20 protein-coding genes are annotated in these 19,872 nt (G+C 63.7%); 11 read left to right on the top strand and 9 right to left on the bottom strand.

Annotated elements, in window-relative coordinates; genetic code table 11:
* Window positions 1–50: 50 nt before the first annotated feature.
* The 5 genes from J2Y68_RS14450 to J2Y68_RS14430 are packed head-to-tail and all read left to right on the top strand — an operon-like array spanning window position 51 to window position 5,080.
* Window positions 51–1,043, top strand: a complete 993-nt coding sequence (locus tag J2Y68_RS14450) for an ABC transporter substrate-binding protein (protein WP_309994455.1) — start codon at window positions 51–53, stop codon at window positions 1,041–1,043.
* A gap of 26 nt (window positions 1,044–1,069) precedes the next feature.
* On the top strand, window positions 1,070–1,846 hold the full coding sequence (locus tag J2Y68_RS14445; protein ID WP_309994454.1) for an ABC transporter permease: 777 nt from the start codon (window positions 1,070–1,072) through the stop codon (window positions 1,844–1,846).
* On the top strand, window positions 1,843–2,622 hold the full coding sequence (locus tag J2Y68_RS14440) for an ABC transporter permease (protein ID WP_309994453.1): 780 nt from the start codon (window positions 1,843–1,845) through the stop codon (window positions 2,620–2,622). The genes J2Y68_RS14445 and J2Y68_RS14440 overlap by 4 nt, the downstream gene beginning before the upstream one ends.
* Window positions 2,619–3,473, top strand: coding sequence for an ABC transporter ATP-binding protein (locus J2Y68_RS14435; RefSeq protein ID WP_309994452.1), 855 nt, complete (start codon window positions 2,619–2,621; stop codon window positions 3,471–3,473). Before J2Y68_RS14440 ends, J2Y68_RS14435 begins: the two co-directional genes overlap by 4 nt.
* Entirely contained in the window at window positions 3,470–5,080 is a 1,611-nt protein-coding gene (locus J2Y68_RS14430; RefSeq protein ID WP_309994451.1) for a sulfatase-like hydrolase/transferase, read from the top strand. The genes J2Y68_RS14435 and J2Y68_RS14430 overlap by 4 nt, the downstream gene beginning before the upstream one ends.
* 45 nt (window positions 5,081–5,125) lie before the next feature.
* On the opposite strand, the gene J2Y68_RS14425 is transcribed toward J2Y68_RS14430, so the two are convergent.
* Complete coding sequence (locus tag J2Y68_RS14425) at window positions 5,126–6,085, bottom strand: AraC-like ligand-binding domain-containing protein (RefSeq protein WP_309994450.1); 960 nt, start codon at window positions 6,083–6,085, stop codon at window positions 5,126–5,128.
* Between the two features lie 234 nt (window positions 6,086–6,319).
* On the opposite strand from J2Y68_RS14425, the gene J2Y68_RS14420 reads away from it, so the two are divergent.
* Window positions 6,320–7,795, top strand: coding sequence for an APC family permease (locus J2Y68_RS14420; RefSeq protein ID WP_309994449.1), 1,476 nt, complete (start codon window positions 6,320–6,322; stop codon window positions 7,793–7,795).
* 77 nt (window positions 7,796–7,872) lie between these two features.
* Here J2Y68_RS14420 and J2Y68_RS14415 read toward each other — a convergent pair whose 3' ends face one another.
* Together J2Y68_RS14415 and J2Y68_RS14410 are read right to left on the bottom strand one after the other, a co-directional pair.
* A complete protein-coding gene (locus J2Y68_RS14415; RefSeq protein ID WP_309994448.1) occupies window positions 7,873–8,673 on the bottom strand; it encodes a MoaF C-terminal domain-containing protein in 801 nt (266 codons plus the stop codon).
* A gap of 122 nt (window positions 8,674–8,795) precedes the next feature.
* Entirely contained in the window at window positions 8,796–9,542 is a 747-nt protein-coding gene (locus tag J2Y68_RS14410) for an IclR family transcriptional regulator (protein ID WP_211711583.1), read from the bottom strand.
* Between the two features lie 132 nt (window positions 9,543–9,674).
* Between J2Y68_RS14410 and J2Y68_RS14405 the strand changes: the two genes are divergently transcribed.
* Entirely contained in the window at window positions 9,675–11,009 is a 1,335-nt protein-coding gene (locus J2Y68_RS14405; protein ID WP_309994447.1) for an MFS transporter, read from the top strand.
* A gap of 90 nt (window positions 11,010–11,099) precedes the next feature.
* Here the strand turns inward: J2Y68_RS14405 and J2Y68_RS14400 are convergent, their stop codons facing one another.
* Entirely contained in the window at window positions 11,100–11,816 is a 717-nt protein-coding gene (locus J2Y68_RS14400; RefSeq protein ID WP_309994446.1) for a phosphoribosyltransferase, read from the bottom strand.
* A gap of 38 nt (window positions 11,817–11,854) precedes the next feature.
* Here J2Y68_RS14400 and J2Y68_RS14395 point away from each other — a divergent pair, with 38 nt between their 5' ends.
* Window positions 11,855–12,268 carry a MarR family transcriptional regulator gene (locus J2Y68_RS14395; protein ID WP_309994445.1) on the top strand — a complete coding sequence of 138 codons (414 nt, stop codon included), beginning with the start codon at window positions 11,855–11,857 and terminating at the stop codon, window positions 12,266–12,268.
* Between the two features lie 41 nt (window positions 12,269–12,309).
* Here J2Y68_RS14395 and J2Y68_RS14390 read toward each other — a convergent pair whose 3' ends face one another.
* From J2Y68_RS14390 to J2Y68_RS14370, 5 genes are all read right to left on the bottom strand, one after another.
* Window positions 12,310–13,137 carry an alpha/beta fold hydrolase gene (locus J2Y68_RS14390; protein ID WP_309994444.1) on the bottom strand — a complete coding sequence of 276 codons (828 nt, stop codon included), beginning with the start codon at window positions 13,135–13,137 and terminating at the stop codon, window positions 12,310–12,312.
* A gap of 4 nt (window positions 13,138–13,141) precedes the next feature.
* Window positions 13,142–13,471 (bottom strand): biotin/lipoyl-containing protein, encoded by a 330-nt coding sequence (locus J2Y68_RS14385; RefSeq protein WP_309994443.1) that lies wholly within the window; start codon window positions 13,469–13,471, stop codon window positions 13,142–13,144.
* Window positions 13,464–14,534: an alpha-ketoacid dehydrogenase subunit beta gene (locus J2Y68_RS14380; RefSeq protein WP_309994442.1), complete on the bottom strand. Its 1,071-nt coding sequence runs from the start codon at window positions 14,532–14,534 to the stop codon at window positions 13,464–13,466. The genes J2Y68_RS14385 and J2Y68_RS14380 overlap by 8 nt, the downstream gene beginning before the upstream one ends.
* Window positions 14,527–15,573, bottom strand: coding sequence for a thiamine pyrophosphate-dependent enzyme (locus J2Y68_RS14375; RefSeq protein ID WP_309994441.1), 1,047 nt, complete (start codon window positions 15,571–15,573; stop codon window positions 14,527–14,529). Before J2Y68_RS14375 ends, J2Y68_RS14380 begins: the two co-directional genes overlap by 8 nt.
* A gap of 141 nt (window positions 15,574–15,714) precedes the next feature.
* Window positions 15,715–17,097, bottom strand: a complete 1,383-nt coding sequence (locus J2Y68_RS14370) for an amino acid permease (RefSeq protein WP_309994440.1) — start codon at window positions 17,095–17,097, stop codon at window positions 15,715–15,717.
* A gap of 174 nt (window positions 17,098–17,271) precedes the next feature.
* Between J2Y68_RS14370 and J2Y68_RS14365 the strand changes: the two genes are divergently transcribed.
* The 3 genes from J2Y68_RS14365 to nadA all read left to right on the top strand — a co-directional run bounded on the left by J2Y68_RS14365 (window position 17,272) and on the right by nadA (window position 19,870).
* Complete coding sequence (locus tag J2Y68_RS14365; RefSeq protein ID WP_211711590.1) at window positions 17,272–17,745, top strand: Lrp/AsnC family transcriptional regulator; 474 nt, start codon at window positions 17,272–17,274, stop codon at window positions 17,743–17,745.
* Between the two features lie 101 nt (window positions 17,746–17,846).
* Window positions 17,847–18,566, top strand: coding sequence for an NUDIX hydrolase (locus tag J2Y68_RS14360; RefSeq protein WP_211711591.1), 720 nt, complete (start codon window positions 17,847–17,849; stop codon window positions 18,564–18,566).
* Window positions 18,563–19,870 carry a quinolinate synthase NadA gene (nadA, locus tag J2Y68_RS14355; protein ID WP_309994439.1) on the top strand — a complete coding sequence of 436 codons (1,308 nt, stop codon included), beginning with the start codon at window positions 18,563–18,565 and terminating at the stop codon, window positions 19,868–19,870. Before J2Y68_RS14360 ends, nadA begins: the two co-directional genes overlap by 4 nt.
* Window positions 19,871–19,872 lie beyond the last annotated feature (2 nt).

The following is a 19,872-nucleotide window of genomic DNA, read 5'->3' as shown; positions in this document are numbered from 1 at the left end:
CCCATCCGTTCCACCACTTCGCTAATGAATTCGTTATTAAGGAGCACCACATGAGACGCAGTATTCCTTTGGCCCTGGCCGCGGTCCTGTCCCTGGCGCTTGCAGCCTGCGGAAGCGGGTCGGGCCCTGCGGCCACCCCGGCCGCTGACGGGACCACCACATTGAAGGTGGGTACCATCGGCATCGGTTCCGACGCAGGTATCCGCCTTGCGGTCGACAAAGGCTATTTCAAGGAGCAGGGTCTCAACGTTGAGATCTCCGTCATAGCCAACCCTCCTGCCGGAATAGCGGCGGCCCAGAGCGGACAGATCGATCTCACCTACACGCCCTCCATTCCGCTCCTGAATGCGTTGAGCCAGAACGTGCCGCTGAAAATCGTCGCCGCCGCGGACGGCTACAAGGATGGAGCAGGAGCATCCAGCGACCTCAACCGCGTGGATGACACTGGGCTCCTGGTCCGCAAGGCCTCAGACATCGCCCGGCCGAAGGACCTCGAGGGCAAGAGTGTGAGCGTTCCTGCACGGAAGGCCCAGCTGGAGGTCACAGTCAGCAAACTTGTCAAAGACGACGGAGGAGATCCCGCCAAGGTGAACTGGATGGTGCTGGACCCTTCCTCGGCCCTCCAATCGCTTAACTCGGGACGCGTCGATGCGGCATCGCTGGTGGCACCCTTCACGTCCAAGGGCGTATCCGAAGGCAACCAACTGCTGGCATCTCCCGGCGTCGAATTCTTCGAACAGGGAGCCATCGGCCTTTGGGTTGCCGGGGCCTCCACGGTCACGTCCAAACAGAAGGCGCTGGCAGGTTTCCAGAAGGCGATCTACAAAGCCAACGCCTATGCCAACGGCCACATCGATGAAGCGCAGCAGCTCAGCGCCGAGATCACCAAAACTCCGCTGGACGTCGTCAAGTCCGGCGCAGTGAACTTCTGGCCGGAAGAGGTGCGCAGGGAAGACATCGAGCGTGCCAACAAGAACCTTGCAGACCTGGGCTTCCTGAGCGCACCTGTGAAGTTGCCCGCTGACCTGATTGTCGGAAAGTAGGCCAGGAAAGCGATGGGAGATTCAGCATGAAAGGATCCATCCGACCCTACGCGTTCAGTGCCGTGGGCGTAGCGGGAGTCCTTGTTCTTTGGCAGCTCCTGGCCGAGGCCAAGGTGGCCGGAAACGCCCTGCCGGCAGCCACCACGGTCTTCACCGCGCTCGCCGGCATCCTGGGCACGGGCACGTTTTGGTCGTCCTTGGGCGCCACCATTGGTATCGCATTGTTCGCGTTGGCCTTGGCTGCCGTGGCCGGAGTGGCCATCGGCCTGCTGGTAGGCAGCTTCGAAGCCGTCCGTTTCGCCACGCTGGCTGTGCTGGAGTTCCTCAAACCGGTCCCGCCGATCGTCATCCTTCCCCTTGCGGTCCTGGTCCTGGGCCCCACAGCTGAGATGTCGCTGTTCCTCGTTGTGTTCGGGTGCTTGCTCCCGATCGTCATGCAGACCGTTGACGGTGTGCAGGGAACCGATCCCGTGGCACGGGATACTGCCCGGTCCTATGGCATGGGAGAGGGCGAAATCCTGGCCAGGGTGGTTCTGCCCAGTGCTATGCCGTACATCGGAACAGCGATGCGGGTGGCCGCGCCCGCTGCTTTGGTTGTCACTGTGGTTGCGGGGCTCCTCGGGGGCGGTCCGGGGCTCGGCCAGGCGATCTACCAGGCCCAGGCAGCCGGGGACTACGCCAGCCTCTACGGATTGGTGATTGTCCTGGGTGTCCTGGGCCTCCTGTTCCAAGGTGCCACCCGCCTGGCCGAACGCAGGGTTCTGCACTGGCATGAGTCCTATCGGGAAGGGGTGCCCGCATGAGCAACATCAGAATGCGTCATTGGGTGATCGGGGGCGGCACTCCCGTGCTGCTGTTGGTGGCCTGGTGGTTCTTATCCGCGAACTCCATCGATCCCTTCTTCCCACCGCTGGAAACCATTGTGGTCCGTTTCCAGGAGCTTTGGCTCTTTGACCACTTCCAATCCGATGTCCTGCTCAGCCTGGGAAACCTGTTCGTTGGCTTCGCCATCGCGGCAGTGGCCGGGATCGTGCTCGGATTCGTGACCGCACTTGTTCCTCCCGTCCGGTGGATGATCGATCCGTTGATCCATTTCCTCCGGGGGATCCCTCCGGTGGCGCTGGTGCCGATCTTCATCTCCCTCATCGGCTTCGGTACGCAGATGCGGGTAACCAGCATCGCCTTGGCGGCCCTGTTCCCCACGATGATCGCGACCGTGGACGGCATCCGCAGTGTCAGCAGCGACCTGCTGGACGTCACCAGGGTCTATCGGCTCACGCGCCGGGAGCGGGTCCTGAACGTCCTCCTGCCCGCCGCGACGCCGCAGATCTTTTCCGGGCTCCAGGTCAGCCTCCAGGTGGCCTTCATCGTAATGATCGCCAGCGAGATGCTGGGCAGTTCCCAAGGAATCGGGGCCATGACCCTGCTGGCCCAGCAGAGCTTCATGACCGCTGACATGTGGGCCGGGATCCTGCTCCTTGGCGTTATTGGATTCCTGGTCAACATCCTTTTCAGTCTTCTTAAGCGCAGGGTTCTGTCCTGGTACATCGGTTCACGTCGCATGGCGCGTGCCGCATGAGCAACCGGCAGGCCCTGGCACTTCGTACCCGAAACAGAAAGCCCACCATGGCACAGCAACCAGAAACCAGCATCAGTGCGGCCACTCCACGGTTGGACGTGGCGCACCTGGCTAAGACGTACGGCAGCGGCGCTAGAGTACACACAGTCATCCAGGACCTGACGTTCACTGTGGACGCCGGCGAAGTTGTCTGCATCGTCGGCCCTTCCGGCGTCGGAAAGACGACCCTCCTGAAGTGCTTGGCCGGGCTCCATCCGGCCAGCAGCGGGCGGGCCGCCATCGATGGCCGGACCATCAGTGGGCCGCCGCCGGAAATGGCCTTGGTCTTCCAGGATTACAACCGATCGCTCATGCCCTGGCTGACTGTCCGGAAGAACCTGGTGCTTCCGCTGCGTCATCTCAAGTTGTCCCCGGCGGAACTGAAGGAGCGCTGCGACAGCGCCCTGGCCGCCGTCGGACTGGCCCACGCCGACAACCAGTACCCCTGGCAGCTGTCAGGCGGCATGCAGCAACGGGTCGCTATCGCCCGGGCGTTGGCATACCGGCCTGAGATCCTCATCATGGACGAGCCTTTCGCCTCAGTGGACGCCCAAACCCGTTTTGACCTGGAGGACCTGTGCCTGAAGATCCGGTCCGACTTCAACATGACCATCCTGGTGGTGACACACGACATTGACGAGGCGGTGTACCTTGCAGACCGTGTGGTGGTCCTGGGTTCGCGTCCGGCAAGTGTGCTGAAAATCGTGGACGTGGAACTGCCGTCGCCGCGTGAACAGATCGCCACGCGCTCACTGCCGGAGTTCGCACGCCAGCGCACCGAGGTCCTTTCCCTCATCAAGAGGCCCGCGTGACGCGGCAGTGCACGGAGTCCGCAAGCCGCCGGCCCAACGTGCTGTTCATCATCGCCGACCAACTGCGGGCTGACCATCTGGGCTTCGGCGGAAACGGCGTGGTCAAAACTCCACATTTGGACGCGCTGGCGGCCAAGAGCATTGTTTTTGAGAATGCCACAGTGGCCAACCCCACCTGCATGCCTAACCGTGCCAGCCTGATGACCGGCAGGTGGCCATCGGTGCACGGGACGCGGTGCAATGGCATCACTCTTGATCCGCTCACGCAGACCCTCCCGGGTTCCCTTGCAGCGGGTGGCTACCGGACCGTCGGCGTGGGAAAGCTGCACCACCAGAACATGGGATGGGAGTTTGAACCCCACCAGGCCGAAGAGATCCGGACCACCGACCCCATGATGTTGGACCAGGGCCTTGGCGACGCCCGTCGTCAGGCACTTCCTCAGGGCTGGGACCAATGGGAGAACCGCGAAGCCCATGATCAACGTTTCATAGGGCTCCCGGCCGACTACTACGGTTACCAGCATGTGGACCTTGTCATTGGCCACGGTGACCGGCCCGGCGGACATTACGTGCACTGGGCCCGGGAGCGGGGGGTGGACCCGGAGACGCTGGGCGGACCGGCACATTCGCCGAGCCAGTACGTGGGGTGGGACCAGGTCTACCAGACGGCCATCCCGGCTGAAGTGCACCCAACGAGCTACGTGAGCGAGAAGGCCATTGAGCACCTGAAGGATGCTGCCGGCCAGGACCAGCCCTTCTTCATGTTCGTGTCCTTCCCCGATCCACACCACCCTTTCTCACCGCCCGAGGGTTATGCGGACCTCTACGATCCCGGGGACTTGCCGCTCCCGCTGGGATTCGACCAGGACCACTCGGCGTCGCCGGCGCACGTGAGGACCATGGTCCAGCGCCGCGGCCAACCCAACGCCGACCCGACCATGACGTGGGCGGCCACGGAAGAACAGTACAGGCACGCCGCCGCCGCGCAGTATGGGCTGATCACCATGATGGACGAACACATCGGCCGGATCCTGGAGGAGCTGGACCGCCAAGGGCTAGCCGAGGACACCATTGTGGTGTTCACCAGCGACCACGGTGACCTGTTTGGGGACCACGGCCTCATGCTCAAGCACTTTGTCCACTACCGGGCGGTGACCAACGTCCCTTTGGTGGTGCATGTGCCCGGCACCCCACCGCTCCGCACGGGCGCCTTGGTTTCCAGCGCTGACGTCGCCCCGACCCTGCTTGAGCTCACCGGCTCCGAATGCTACCGGGGGATCCAAGGGCGCTCGCTGGTGCCGCTGCTGCGGGGAGGTACGGAGCAACATCGTGAGGCCCTGCTGGTGGAGGAGGAGCAGCCGTTTGGTTTGGAAGGACTGCCCGGACCGGTGCGCATGCGTACAGTCATCACCTCCGAGGGCCGGTTGACGCGGTACTTCGGCACGGACATTGCTGAACTGTACGATCACCGCGCCGATCCCGGGGAGTTGCTCAACCGCGCCGGGGATCCGGCCTTTGCAGGATTGGAGGACCGTTTGTTGCGGACAATGCTGGATGAGATGGCCAACCTCGCAGACCAAGGGACGGCCCCGACGGCGGCTGCATAGCCGAACGCCCGACGCCGGCTGCCGGGATTCCGGTCCAGGCAGCCGTCAGCGGCTGTTGCGGTAGCCGGTGGGGGAGTTGCCGAAAGCAGCCCTGAAGATGCGGCTGAAATGGGCGGCGTCGGTGAACCCCCACCGCGCTGCGATGGCTGTGACGGGGCGTTCTGCCAGTACTGGGTCCATCAGGTCGCGGCGGCATCGCTCCAGCCGCCGTTGCCGGATCGACGAAGCTACCGTGGTGCCGATCTCCTGGAAGAGGTCGTGCAGGTGGCGGGTGGAGATGTAGTGGGCTGCGGCGATGGTTCCGGGGGAGAGGCCAGGATCGCCGAGGTTGGCTTCGATGTAGTCGTGGATGCGGCCCAGCAACAGGAGATGGGGATCGCGGCCCGTCTCGATCAGTTGGTCGAGTTCGCCGTTGAAGAGCGTTGTCACCAGGTCCAGGGCATTGTGGACCAACCGGAGTCCATTGGTGCCCGACAAGACCTCAAGGTTGTCGGCCAGTTTCACCAGGAAGGGGCTGATGAGTTCGCCGAGCCCCTCGTCACCGGGGATCCGCAAAGCTGTCACATGGCCCATGGCCTCTGCAGGCAGGTCCAGCAGAACGTGCGGGAACATGAGCACCAAGGTGCGGAAGTCGTCGTCGAAGGTTAGTTGGTATGGGCGGGAGGTGTCGTAAATGGAGAGGTCGCCAGGGCGTAAGACGGCTTCGCGTTCATCCTGTACCAGGCGGCCGGAGCCGCTGAGCTGGATGCTGAGTTTGAAGAAGCGGCCGGTGGACTTGGCAATCAGCTCCGGCGTGCGCAGGACAGTATGGGGTCCGGCGGTGATTTCCACCACGGAGATCTCGCCTAGGACGCGTGCGCGCATGGTTCCGTGGAAGGCCGAATTGCGGGGGCCTTGAGCCACCAATGGCACGAAGGACGCGGAGATTGCCCTGCTCCACTCCTGGAACGACTCCGCCACGATGGTTTCCACGGTTGCGGGGCCGGTTTCGGCCGCGACGGTCATCAATCTCCCTTTCAAAGGCCCGCGGCGCCGCTGCCAGTGGGCCGGAAGGGCCGGCACTGCGGACGTGAGCTTGCCCACGATTCTACACCGGGGAACATGCGGTGCCGTGCGTGCGTGCAGCGACAAACACCTTGCCGTGTGAGACAAGTCACGCGACCCTGCGGCGGTGGAAGATTGCGGAATGACGAACACCGTGCCGCGCACTCTCCCGCGGCACCGAGGCAGGAGCACACTATGAGCGTGGACAACCCCGTTAAGGGCCGGACCACCGCGGCCGCCGTCACCAAGAGGCGGCTTGGCGTACCGGCAGTGACTTTCATGATCATCGCGGCCTCTGCGCCGCTGACCGTCCTGGCGGGCGGAGTGACCACCACGTTCGCGGTCACGGGAGTGACGGGCGTCCCGCTGTCCTTCCTGCTCCTGGGCGGAATATTGGCGCTGTTCGCGGTGGGGTACGCCGCAATGAGCCGCTACGTCACCAACGCCGGAGCCTTCTACGCGTATATAGCGCAGGGCATTTCCAGGCCAGCCGGAGTGGGCGCTTCCCTGGTTGCCCTGATGGCTTACAACCTGATGCAGGTAGGGATCTACGGCCTGTTCGGCTTCACCGTCTCATCGCTTCTTTCCGCACGGCTTGGCGTCAGCGTTCCCTGGTGGGTGCCGGTGCTGGTGTGCATCGCGATCGTGGGTTGGCTGGGCGTGAACAGGGTGGATTTGTCGGCCAAGGTCCTCGGTGTCCTGGTGGCCCTCGAATTCCTGGTAGTCATCATCTACGACGTCATCAGCATCGCCGTGGCTCCTGAGGGCATCAGCGCAGAGACCTTCAGCCCGGAGAGCCTGTTCGTTCCCGGCATCGGCGCAGTACTGTCCTTCGGCATCGCCGCCTTCATGGGGTTTGAGTCGGCTGCCATCTACGGCGAAGAATCCAAGGACCCCAAGCGGACTGTTGCCCGTGCCACCTTCGCCGCAGTGGGCATCATCGCCGTCTTTTACGCGGTGTCGGCCTGGGCCATGACCGTGGGAACGGGTCCGTCGGCCGTCATCGGGACCGCAGCCACTTCCGGTCCGGATATGATCTTTGCCTTCCTTGGCGCCAATGGGGGCGTGCTGCTCAGCGACATCGCCCAGGTCCTGTTTGTCACGAGCCTTTTTGCCGCGCTCGTCAGTTTCCACAATGCAGTGGCGCGCTACTTCTTCTCCCTCGGCCGCGAACGGGTCCTGCCGGCCGCGCTGGCCAAGGTACGGACACAGAGTGGGGCGCCATTCGCCGGTTCCCTGGCGCAGACGGTGATTGCCGTCGTCGTGACCGTTGCCTTTGCCATCGCGGGATCAGGTTCCGAACTGGGCGAACTGTACCCGGTGCTGACCATGTTCACTTGGCTGACCAACAGCGGCGCCGTGGGCCTGGTGCTGCTCATGACCGTGGTATCGGTTGCCGTGATCGGCTTCTTCCGCCGGCAGCAGCACGGGGCAAGCCTTTGGGTCAGGGTTATCGCCCCGGGCCTGGGGTTCGTTCTCCTGGCTGTCGTGTTCGTGCTCATCACCACCAACTTCAACGTCCTGCTGGGGCAAACCGAGTCGATACCAGCCACGTTTGTCCTGCCCGTGCTGGTCCTGCTGCCCGGGGTTGTGGGCATCATCTGGGGCCTTCGCCTCCGGCGCTCGCAGCCGGCGCTCTACGCCCGGATTGGCCACGGCGCGGAAGACTGACCCGTTCCATCAAGGAAGCCCCGGCGCGAATCCGAATCGCGCCGGGGCTTCCTTGTGCCGGGTCTGCCTCCTGGGGGTTAGAGCCCTTGAGCCGGGTCCAGTTCGGGGCTGTGCCGGGTCATGCTGATCAGGCGGCCGTAGGCACCGAAGGTGAAGTGCACGGGGGCGGTGCCTGCCTCATCCCAGCCGAAAAGGCTGCCGTGGGAGCGGATGGAGTGGGGGTCCCGGTGGTCGGCGACCGTGACGGAGCCGCATGGAATGACTTTCTCCCGCCATGTGAACACGAAAATCCCGGGGCGGACCTCGAAGACCGTGTTGGAATCGGTGTCCGCCAATCCGCGCTCCGGACCTGCCAGGCATTGCCAGGTGTACCAAGTGGGGCTGAGGTAGATGTGCTCGTACGCATGCGATCCGCTGTAGACCCATTGAACGCGGCGCCCGATGAGTCCGGTGCTTTCAGCGATGTCAGGGCCAGTGGCCTGGTATCCGTCAAGGGTGCCCGGACGGAAATCGTGACTGACGGCAACGCTGGAAGGAGTTGCCCTGCCAAGGAGGGCGCCGATGTAGAGTGCCCGGCCGTGGGTAAGGTCCAGGACCAGGGAAACGGCGAGTTCCGGCTCCAGGTCGCTCTGCCATTGGGCGTAGTACAGATCTTCGGCCACGGCAAAGGCCTCATACGTGGATGTTCCGGCATGTCCCGCCGCAGACCATTGCACGGCTTCGTCGTCGAAGCTGAACGTCATGGATCCGCCGTCGCTGTGGACGGAGAACCGTTGCCCGGCAAGGTCCTGCACGGTGGGGGCTTTGTTGGCGTCGAAGCCAGGTGCCAGGCCATCCAAAGGCAGCCAGTTGGAGGTGTCAAGAAGATTCAGGCTCATGGTTCCTTCTCAGTCTCGGGAGAAGGACGGGACAGCGTGTCCGGTCCTTCTTCGAGTATTCGGTCCGGCCGTGGCTGTCGTCTTGTGCTGTGGGGCACGCTGCTTGACCTGTAAGGAAAGCTTCAGGCGAGTTGGCTTTCGATGCGCGCGGCGCTGGCGGCCAAGGCCTGGCCTACGGCGTCCGGATCCTGGTCCAGGCGGATGTAGACGACGGCGATCGCGGCCGGCCGTCCGCCTGGAACCCGGATGGGAGCGGCAATGGAGGATAGTCCGGCGATGACTTCGTCGTGGCTGGTGGCGTAGCCGAGGCGACGGGCCTCCCGGGCCTCTTCCCGGTAGGGAATGCCTGCGCCCAACTGCTGCCAGCGTTCCTCGGTCATGCTGGACTGGATGGCGATCCCCGGGGCGCCCGTGCCGACGGGGTGCCGGCTCCCGGGGTGCTGGGCGAGTGTCGCGCCGGAGTGGCGCGGCTCGACCGTGACCAGTGTGACGCATTCCTGGTGGTCCCAGACCGCGACGAAGGCGGTCATGTGCAGTTCGTTTGCCAGCTGGGTCAATTCGGGGAGGGATGCTGTTTGCAGGTTCCTTGACACGCCCCGGGCCAACACGGCCAATCCCGGCCCGGGCTGGACCCGTCCGGAGTCGTCGCGGACCAGGAGCGAATGGTCCTCGAGGGTCCTCAGGATGCGGTAGGCCACCGAGCGGTGCACTCCGAGTGCCTCGGTTAGCTCCGCGATGCTGAGGGGGCGCTCGGCTGCTGCGAGAATTTCCAGCGCGCGGATGCCCCGGGAGAGGGTTTGCGACGGCGGCGCCTGGGTGGATGCGTCGGTGGTGCCCTGGGTGTCGCTGCGGGGATTCATGCGAACCATCCTATGTTGGCCCGGCCTTGGCGTGGACCTGTGCTTTGGGTCACAGCGTGTAGTATTCTTTCCTAACTGACCGTTCTGTCGGTTTATATAAGTCACGCGCTGACCAGCACTCTCACCCCACATGGAGTTCCAATGACCGCAACTTCCACTGTCGACTCAACGTCAGGCCCCAGCAGTAAACGCGAAGAGCGCCGCGTACTTGCCGGGACACTGGTGGGCACCACCATCGAGTGGTACGACTTCTTCATCTTCGCCCAGCTCACGGCTACCTTGTTGGCTCCGTTGTTCCTTTCTCCCCTGGAGAAGTCCAACCCGGGTGTAGCGCAGCTCCTGTCCTTCGCCACGATCGGCATCAGTTTCCTGTTCCGTCCGCTGGGAGCTTTCGTGGCCGGGCACTTGGGCGACAGGATGGGGCGCAAAGCCGTGCTCGTCATGACGCTCGTCATGATGGGTGCAGCCACCGCCCTGATCGGTGTCCTTCCCACATACGACACCATCGGACTCTGGGCCCCGGTACTGCTGATCTTCCTGCGCGTTCTCCAGGGTTTCTCGGCAGGCGGCGAGTGGGGCGGAGCGGCCCTGATGGCCGTGGAACATGCGCCTATCCAGAAACGCGGCCTCTTTGGCGCCTACCCGCAGATCGGCGTGCCCATCGGCATGATTCTTGCTACCGGGCTGCTGTTCTTCCTGCAGTCGGGAATGTCCAAGGAGGATTTTGCTACCTGGGGTTGGCGTGTTCCGTTCCTGCTGTCCGTGGTCCTGATCGTGGTGGGCTACCTCATCCGCCGCGCCGTTGGCGAGAGCCCGGTGTTCAAGGAACTCGCCCAGCGCAAAGCGGAGAGCAAGGCGCCATTGGGTGAACTCTTCCGCAGGAACAAGAAGGAAGTTGTGCTTGCGGCCCTCATCTTCATCGCCAACAATGCCGCCGGCTACCTGCTGATTGCCTTCTTCATCTCCTACGCCACCAAGACCCTCAAGATGCCTGCGCCCCAGGTTTTGCTTGCCACCACCATCGCATCCTTCGGCTGGCTCATCTTCACCATGGTGGGCGGTTGGCTTTCGGACAGGATTGGACGAGTGAAGACCTTCCTGATCGGTTACGGGCTTGTCTTCGCCTGGATGATCCCCATGTTCGTGCTCATCGATTCCAAGGACATCGTGCTGTACGGAACAGCCCTGTTCGTCCTGACCATCGGGCTGGGACTCTCCTATGGCCCGATGTCTGCGATGTACGCCGAGATGTTCCCGGCGCAGGTCCGCTACTCCGGCATCTCCATCGGTTACGCCCTGGGCGCCATCCTGGGCGGTGCTTTCGCTCCGCTGATTGCGCAGGCACTCCTGGATTCCACTAAATGGTCGGGTTCAGTTGGGCTGTACATCATGGGCCTCTGCATCATCTCCTCGGTAGGCGTCATCCTCGCCAAGGAGACCAAGGGGCGGCCGCTGGGCTACAGCGTTCACCACTAGGCATTTTCCGCTGCATGCGCATTCAAGGGGTGCGGTCCTTAGGGGCCGCACCCTTTTGTTTCGTCCGGGTTTGGCGCATCACGACGGCGGTTACCGCCGACCGTTGGAACCGGCACCTTCCAGTTGGCTCACGACGTCGGCGTCGGACAACTGCTCGAACCGTTCGTAGAAGGCGCCGACTGCGTGGAACTTACCGGGTGTGTGCAGGGCAAACACATAGTCGCATACCCGGCCCAGGGACGTTGACGCCTCGAGTGATGCCACCGGAACGGCCGCTATCACGGTGCTGGCCCCGCTGGCGCGGACGGCTTCCACGGCAGCGCGCATGGTGGCTCCCGTGGCGAGTCCGTCGTCCGCCAGGACCACGGTCTTGTCCCGGAGGTCATGGCTGGTTCCCGGGTACTGCCTTGCCCGTCGAAGGAGTTCAGAGCGCTCGTGGGCTTCCACGGCGTCAAGCGCGGACTGGGAAATGCCGCGGGAGAGAATGAGTTCCTTGAGCGGCTTGTTGACGATTCGCAGGACGTCCCCGTTGGACCATGCCAAGGCTCCGAAGGCGGTCTCGTCCCGGCCCGGAATGCCGAGCTTACGGACCAGCACGGCTCCGAAGGGCAGGTAAAGTTCGGAGGCCGCGGCAGCGGCCACGGGAATCCCGCCACGGGCGAGGCCCAGCACTATGGTGTCCGGGCGTTCCCTGAGCTGGGGGAGCCCTTCAGCCAGGCGGCGACCGGCTTCCGCGCGGTCCTTGAAACGCATGCCCATCTGCTCCACTTCCACGAAATTCGTTGCATTGCCAAGCCTACCGTCCATGCCTTGCCGGGGGACGCCTCCACTGAAAGCATGGCCTTGTGAACAAGCCCATCGGATACTGGATCAAGAGGCTCGACGCTGCGTTGGACGTCCAGTTGGACAGGACGTTGGCGCGGATCAAACTCAGCAGGCGTCAGTGGCATACCCTTGGAACCCTCTCAGGGGGCGCCATGCTTCCTGATCACCTGGAGGAAACCCTGCAACCCCTGTGGGGCGGCGATACCCGTTTGCGCGAGCGGGAGCTGGCGGCCTTGGTGGGCCGCGGATTGATTACCATGATCGATGAACGGCTGACGCTCAGCGAGCGGGGCCGGGATACGTACCACGAAGCCCAACGGCTCGTGGAAAACGCCCGCCAGGATTTGTCCATGGGCATCGGTATCGACGAGTACGCCATGGCGTTGAGCGTCTTGGAGCGCATGAGCCTTAATGCAGAGCGGCTGGCCCGCTGACCTCAGCCAGCAGCACCAGCCGCCTGCAACGAGCGTGGGCCCTACACTCCCAGAAATTCGAGCGCGGCTTCCTTGAAGGCCCGGCTTGTCACCACGTTCGTGTGCGTCCGCCCCGGAATCACCAGGCTCTCGACCATGCCCCCGTGCTTGCCTGCAATGGAGGCCAGTTCCGGCATCGTCGCGGCACGTTCGTCCTTCTCGCCGGCAACCAGCAGGAGGGGCATATGCGGCGCCGCCTCGGCGGGATCGAACGGTTCCCCCTTGATGGCCTCGATGAGTGAGAGCAGTGCGAACAGGTTATTGCTCGGCAGCATTTGCGCCATCTTCAGCAGTCCTGCCGTCGATTCGTCCGAGATGGGCGTGCCGTCGGCCAAGTGCCGCTGCGCGGCCGCGAGGTCGAACGTGGCCAAAGGATCGGCCGAGCTCGGACCACCCAGCACGATCCGGTGGACCAGGTCCGGCTGGGTCGCGCCGAACTCCCACGCAAGCCGGGATCCCAGCGAATAACCGATGATGTCCAGTCCGGTGGTCGGGTCGCCGTCGCGCAGCGGCCGGGCACCGACGTCGGTGACTATCTGAAGGAGGTCCGCGCGGATGCGGCTGGGCGTGTACGAGTCCAAATCCTCGGGGGAGTGGCTTCGGCCGTGGCCGGGAAGGTCCACGGTGATCACCCTGCGGCCGGCGTCCTGGAGGGTGGCAACCCAGCCGCTGTCTACCCAGTTCAGCTTGCTGGACGAGGAGAACCCGTGGATCAGCAGCACGGGCCGTAGCCCGGCATCGGCAGCTGGCTCATGGACTTCCACGAACAGTCCGGGATCCGTGCCCTCCACGGTGTGCCTGCTGTGTTCCACGGTGTGCCTGCCGGTCATGGTGTCAGTCCTCATCGAGTACGGCGCTCAGGCGGACCCGGCGCTTGGGTGCTTCGTCCTTCGGAACAGTGCCCACGATCCCAGCGGTGTCATCCGGAACCTCGAACACTATCAGCGGCTCGCCAACGTTGATGGTGTCACCGGGCGCCCCGTGAATACGCACCACTTTACCTGCCTGCGGGCTGGGCAATTCGAGGGCTGACTTGCTGGTTTCGAGCTCGACAATCGCCTGGTTGCGTTCCACCTGTTGGCCGGGTTCCACCAGCCACTCCAGCACGGTTGCTTCGATGAGGCCTTCGCCCAGATCGGGGAGCGGGAAGGAAATTTCAGCCACGGCGGTACTCCAGTACGCGTTGGATCCCAAAGAGGATGCGATCGATGTTGGGGATGTATTCGTCCTCCAGGTCCCCGGAGGGGTAAGGGACGTCGAAGCCGGTCACACGCTCCACCGGTGCCTTGAGTGTTGCGAAACAGCTCTGGGTGATCAGTTGCGCAACTTCGGCGCCGAGGCCAGAGGTGAGCGGCGCTTCGTGGACGACGACGGCGCGCCGGGTCTTTCCCACGGATGTCGCCAGGGCTTCGGCATCGATGGGTTTGAGCCAGCGCAGGTCCAGGACTTCGATGTCGATACCGTCCTCGGCTGCCAGTTCAGCCACTTGGAGGCAACGGGAGACCATGGCGCCCCAAGCCACCAGCGTCACGTGACGGCCTTCCCTGGCCACCCGGGCACCGGTGAGGCTGCCGGCGTCGTCCGTTCCGCCGTCGTGCGCTGCTGTGTCCGGGTCCGCGGACGCGACGTCCACCGGTCCCTTTTGCCAGTACCGGGACTTCGGTTCCATGAAGATGACGGGATCCGGCCGGGTGGCAGCGTACTTGAGGAGGTGGTAAGCGTCGTGGGGGTTCGACGGCGAGACCACTTTCAGGCCTGGCACGTGGGCGAAGAGTGCTTCAAGGCTTTCGCCATGGTGTTCAGGGGCGCGGATGCCGCCGAAGCTGGGGACGCGCAGCGTGATCGGCATGGGCAGGGTGCCGCGGCTCCGGTAGTTCATCCGGGCGATCTGGCAGACGATCTGGTTGATGGCCGGGTAGGCGAAACCGTCAAACTGGACCTCGGGGATGGGATGGAAGCCGGCCATGGCCAGGCCAACCGACATGCCGAGGATGCCCGACTCGGCAAGGGGGGTGTCGAAGACGCGGGCCTCGCCGTGCTTGGCCTGGAGGCCGTCGGTGATGCGGAAGACTCCGCCCAGCTGACCGCAGTCCTCTCCAAAGATCACGGTCTTGGGATTGTCGGCGAGGATTTCGTCCAGTGCTTGGTTGAGGGCCTGCTGCATGGAAAGCTGTTGGATGCCGACGGCGGTAGTTGCCGTGGGCTCTGCGGTGGTGGTCTCAGGCATGTTCGGACTCCTTGCGCCACTCGGTGGCCTGGGACTGGAGGGCGGGCGTTGGTTCCTGAAAGACCAGGCTGAACATTTCTGCTCCCGGCCGTGGGCCGAGGTCTGCGATTCCGGCCCGGATGGTTTCCTCTTCTTCTGCAGCCTTACGCTGAGCCTCGGCGAAGAAGGCCTCATCGGCTACCCCGTCCGCGAGCAGGCGCTGCTTGAAGCGTTCAAGCGGATCTTCGCCCGCTCCGAGCCGTTCCTCGTCCAGCGTGCGGTACCTGCCGGGATCGTCGGCGGTGGAGTGTGGGCCGCGGCGGTAGGTCATGGCTTCGATCACCACGGGGCCGTTGCCGGCACGGCAATGTGCGAAAGCGGAACGGGTGGCCTCGAAGACGGCAACTACGTCGTTGCCGTCCACTTGAAGGGACGGGATGCCGTACCCGGCAGCGCGCGCCGCGACGGAGCCGCCGGCAACCTGCCGCTCCGTCGGGACGGAGATGGCCCAGCCGTTGTTTTGGACGAAGAACACCACCGGGGCTTTCATGACGGCGGCGAAGTTCATGGCTTCGTGGACGTCACCCTGGGACGAAGCGCCGTCACCGAAGTACGTCATGGCAACGCCCTTCTCTTGGGCTCCGCCGAGGGTCTGGCCATGGGCCCATCCGACCGCGTGAAGGACAGAGCCCGCAACCACTGCCTGGATGGGTGCGAACCTGGATTCAAGCGGGTTGTACATGCCGCCGTGCCAGGTTGCCTTATGCGTGGACATGTAACCGACCATGTCCAGGCCCATGGCGCGTGCAACGCCCATTTCCCGGTAGGTGGGAAAGACGAAGTCGCGGGTGCGGTCCACGGCGTAGCCGCTGCCCACCTGTGCGGCCTCCTGGCCAAGTTCGGGGGCGTAGCCGGGAATGATGCCCTGCCGCTGCCAGGCGACGGCGGCAGTGTCCAGGTGACGGACTGCTGCCATCAGGGTGTACAGCTCACGGAGTTGATGATGGGTGAGCGGGGCCGCGTCATCATCGACGGCTCCCTGCACAGCTTTGATAGTCATGGCTGTGACCCTAGTCACCAGGCTTGGCTGTGCGCAATCAGCTCACTTCAAACGGAACACTTTGTACAATTTGGGCACATGCAGAAGCCCTGCGCAGTACAAACTGTGCAGGGCTTCTGGTTGCGGGTTAGCAGGAGGCTGTTAGCCCCGCGCTGCCGCCTTGGTGGCTTTTGCCTTGGCGTTGACGAAGCAGCCGGCTGCGATCGCGAGGATCAGCAGGAAGGTGCCTACCAACTGACCGGCGCTTTCCGGGTTGGCGAAGCCCACCACGAGGATGACGCCCAGCAGGACCAGGCCAACAATGGTGAGGTAGGGGAAGCCCTTCATCCGCAGCGGCAGTTCGGTCCCTTCCCGGTCCGCCCTGCGGCGCAGGATGAACTGGGACACCAGCGCCGTGCCCCAGACCATCAGGCAAGTAGAGCCGACCAGGTTCAGGAGCGCCGGCAGGATCTTGTCGGGGAACAGCAGTTCCAGGATGGTGGCGATGAAGCCGAAGGCAACGGAAACGCCGACGGCGGCAACCGGAACCTTGGAAGCGCTCAGGCGGGAGAGGAGCCGGGGGGCTTCCCCGCGCTCGGAGAGGGAGAAGATCATCCGCGAGGCGCCGTACAGGTTGGCGTTCAGTGCGGACAGCAGTGCGACAACGGCTACCAGGGTGATGGCTGCGCCGGCGCCGGGAATTCCCGCCAGATCCAGCACTCCGGCGAACGGGGACTTCAGTCCCTCGGAGCCCACGGGAAGCACGGCTGCGATGACGAAGACCGAACCGATGTAGAAAACGAGGATGCGCCACACCACGGTGCGGATCGCCTTGCCTACGCTGTGGGCGGGGTTCTCGGTTTCCGCAGCGGCAACGCTGACGATCTCAGTTCCACCGAAGGCGAAGATCACCACAAAAAGTGCGGCGGCGATGCCACCAATTCCGTGGGGAGCGAAATCCCCGAAGGCCGAGAGGCCTGGCGAGGTAACGTTCGGCAGCCAGCCAAAGAGCAGTGCAGCGCCGATCAGCAGGAAAATCACGATTGCGGCCACCTTGAGGATGGCAAACCAGAATTCGAACTCGCCAAAGTTGCGGACGCCTACGAGGTTGATCCCGGTAAAGACCACCATGAAGACCAGGGCCAGGACCCACACCGGAATAACCGGCCAGACGGAAAACAGCAACCCTGCCGCGCCGAGGGCTTCAGCGGCGATGACCACCACGAGTTGGAGCCACCAAAGCCAGCCGATGGTGCCGCCGGCCGTTTTGCCGAGGGCCTTTTCGGCGTAGACCGAGAATGCCCCGCTGTTGGGGTTGGCGGCTGCCATTTCACCCAGCGCCCACATGACGAGGATGATCAATGTTCCTGCAACAAGATAGGAGATCAGGACCGCCGGGCCGGCGGCCTGAACGCCTGCCCCTGATCCGAGGAAGAGGCCCGCGCCGATTGCGCTGCCCAATCCCATCATGGTCAGCTGGCGGGGTTTGAGTGAGTGGCCGAGTCCGGCCGTTGGTGCAGGAGCCGCGATGGACTTCGTTGTCATACGTGTCTACCTTCTATGGGTTTCATGCTGGTTTGGCGTGCTGGCTTCATGGGCGTGGCACGCGGGCGTCGACGACGCAGCAAGAGCCGTGGAATAATTCTCGCAGTTTGTAAGATACATCACTTTTTGCTGTGGCGATGTGATGGGTATGGATCCCCGGGGACAGGAACTTTGATGCTGGTCGATGCGCTTGATGCAAAAATTGTACGTTTCTTCACCGATTCACCGCGATCTTCGGTGTTGGAGGCCTCGCGCGTGCTGAAGGTCGCCAGGGCTACGGTGCAGTCGCGGATCGATCGAATGATCGAAAACGGGGTCATAGGATCGTGGGTGCCTCAGCCGGATCCGGCCAACTTCGGGTTCCCGGTGGTGGCTTTCTGTTCCGTGACCATCACGCAGGAAATCGGGCATGACGCGATCATCGAAAGCCTGGGGGCGATTCCGGAGATCATCGAAGTCCACACGGTCACTGGGAACTCGGACCTTATGGTCCGTATCGCCGCTCGGTCCAACCCCGACATGCAGAGGGTGCTGGACGCCATGATCGCCACCAAGTCCGTGGTGCGTTGTTCCTCGGTGATAGTACTGAACAGCCACATCCAAGGCCGCACCCTTCCACTGATGGAGGCGGCGGCGAAGTCCGTGTGACGTAAAGCATTTTGCGGGATGCCGATTGAGTCGTACCATTAGTTCTAGTCAACATGACTTTAACTGAGATCCACTCAGGATCGCAACGGCGACGAAGCGAGGTGAACGCCGTGAACACCAGCTCAGCCAATGTGGCCGAACGGCGGCTCGCACCGCCGTCGTTGGCTATCTCGACGGTGATTTTCGCCTTGCGCCCCAGCGAAACATCCGGCCGCCCCACGCTGTGGTTGCCGCTTGTCCGCAGAATCCGTGAACCGTACCGGGACATGTGGGCGTTGCCCGGCGGCCCACTGGCACATGATGAGTCCCTGCAGGACGCGGCCTCCCGGAACCTGCGGGACACCACGGGGCTTACCCCGCACTACCTTGAGCAGCTATACGCCTTTGGTGGCCTCCATCGATCACCCACCCAACGCGTGGTGTCCATCGTCTACTGGGCGCTGGTGCAACCCACTGAGGCTGCGCTCGCGGACGAATCGGAGAATGTGCGGTGGTTCCGCGCGGACAAACTCGGCGAGTTGGCGTTCGACCACAACACCATCGTCGACTACGCCCTGTGGCGGCTGCGCAACAAGATGGCTTACGGGTCCATTGCCTACCACCTGCTGGGGGAGTTCTTCACCCTCGCCCAGGTCCGGGAAGTCTACGAAGCAGTGCTGGACCGCCAGCTCGATCCCGCAAACTTCCGCCGACACATCAAAGCCACACCGGAAATCGAAGAAACCGGTGAATACCTGCAAGGCGGAAAACACCGTCCGCCACGCCTCTACCGCTTCACCGGCACGCCCGGCCTCGGGCCAGATAACAGGAGTACACCATGAGCAGCGTCAACACTGCCGTCCAGCTGATCACTCGCGAAGAAGCCGAGAAGGGCCTCTCCCGCGCAGGGTCCACGTGCAGCCCGGCCTTGGCCAGGGGCCCATGGGAATACGACCTTGCCGAGGCCCTGGCCGGCGAGCCCGCTTATGGCCCTGGTGCCTCCAGCAGTGATGTTGCACCCAAGGCCACACCGCGCCAAGGCCAGCTGCCGGAAGAATACAAGAAAGCTTCCGACGCCGAACTCGACGCCCGCATTCGGGCCGCCAAGGCGACGCTCGGGGACCGTGCCGTCATCCTGGGCCACTTCTACCAGCGCGACGAAGTCATCCAGTACGCGGACTTTGTGGGCGACTCCTTCCAGCTGGCCAACGCCGCGCTGACCAAGCCCGATGCCGAAGCCATCATCTTCTGCGGTGTCCACTTCATGGCCGAGACTGCGGACATCCTCTCCACGCCCGCGCAGGCTGTCATCCTGCCCAACCTCGCCGCCGGCTGTTCCATGGCCGACATGGCGGATGAGGACTCAGTGGAGGAATGCTGGGAGCAGTTGGAGGAAATCTTCGGCACGGAGCCGGACGCTAACGGCCGGGTACCGGTCATCCCCGTCACCTACATGAATTCCTCTGCTGCGCTCAAGGCCTTCTGCGGCCGGAACGGCGGCATCGTCTGCACGTCCTCCAATGCCAAAGTGGTCCTGGAATGGGCTTTCGAACGAGGACAGCGCGTCCTTTTCTTCCCCGATCAACACCTCGGGCGCAACACGGCCAAAGCCCTTGGCGTCCCGCTGGAGCAGATGCCCATGTGGAACCCGCGCAAGGAACTCGGCGGCAACGATGAGCAGGAACTGCTCGATTCCAGGGTGATCCTCTGGCACGGTTTCTGCTCGGTGCACAAGCGGTTCAACGTAGGCCAGATCGAAAAAGCCCGCCAGGACTTCCCGGGCGTCAACGTGATCGTGCACCCCGAATGCCCCATGGAGGTAGTGGACGCAGCTGACTCCGCCGGGTCCACCGACTTCATCAAGAAGGCCATAGCCGCCGCCACCGAACCCACCACGTTCGCCATCGGCACCGAAATCAACATGGTCAACAGGCTTGCCGCGGAAAACCCGCAGCACACCATCTTCTGCCTCGACCCCGTCATTTGCCCGTGCTCCACCATGTACCGCATCCACCCCGGCTACCTCGCCTGGGTGCTGGAGGAACTCGTCGAAGGACGCATCGTCAACCGCATCACCGTGGACGACGCCGTACAGGACAACGCCAAAGTTGCCCTGGAGCGCATGCTGGCCGCCAAGCCTGCCTAGCA

The organism is Paenarthrobacter nitroguajacolicus, assembly GCF_031455195.1.
Lineage (GTDB): Bacteria > Actinomycetota > Actinomycetes > Actinomycetales > Micrococcaceae > Arthrobacter > Arthrobacter nitroguajacolicus_D.
This window is presented reverse-complemented; position numbering and strand designations above follow the sequence as displayed.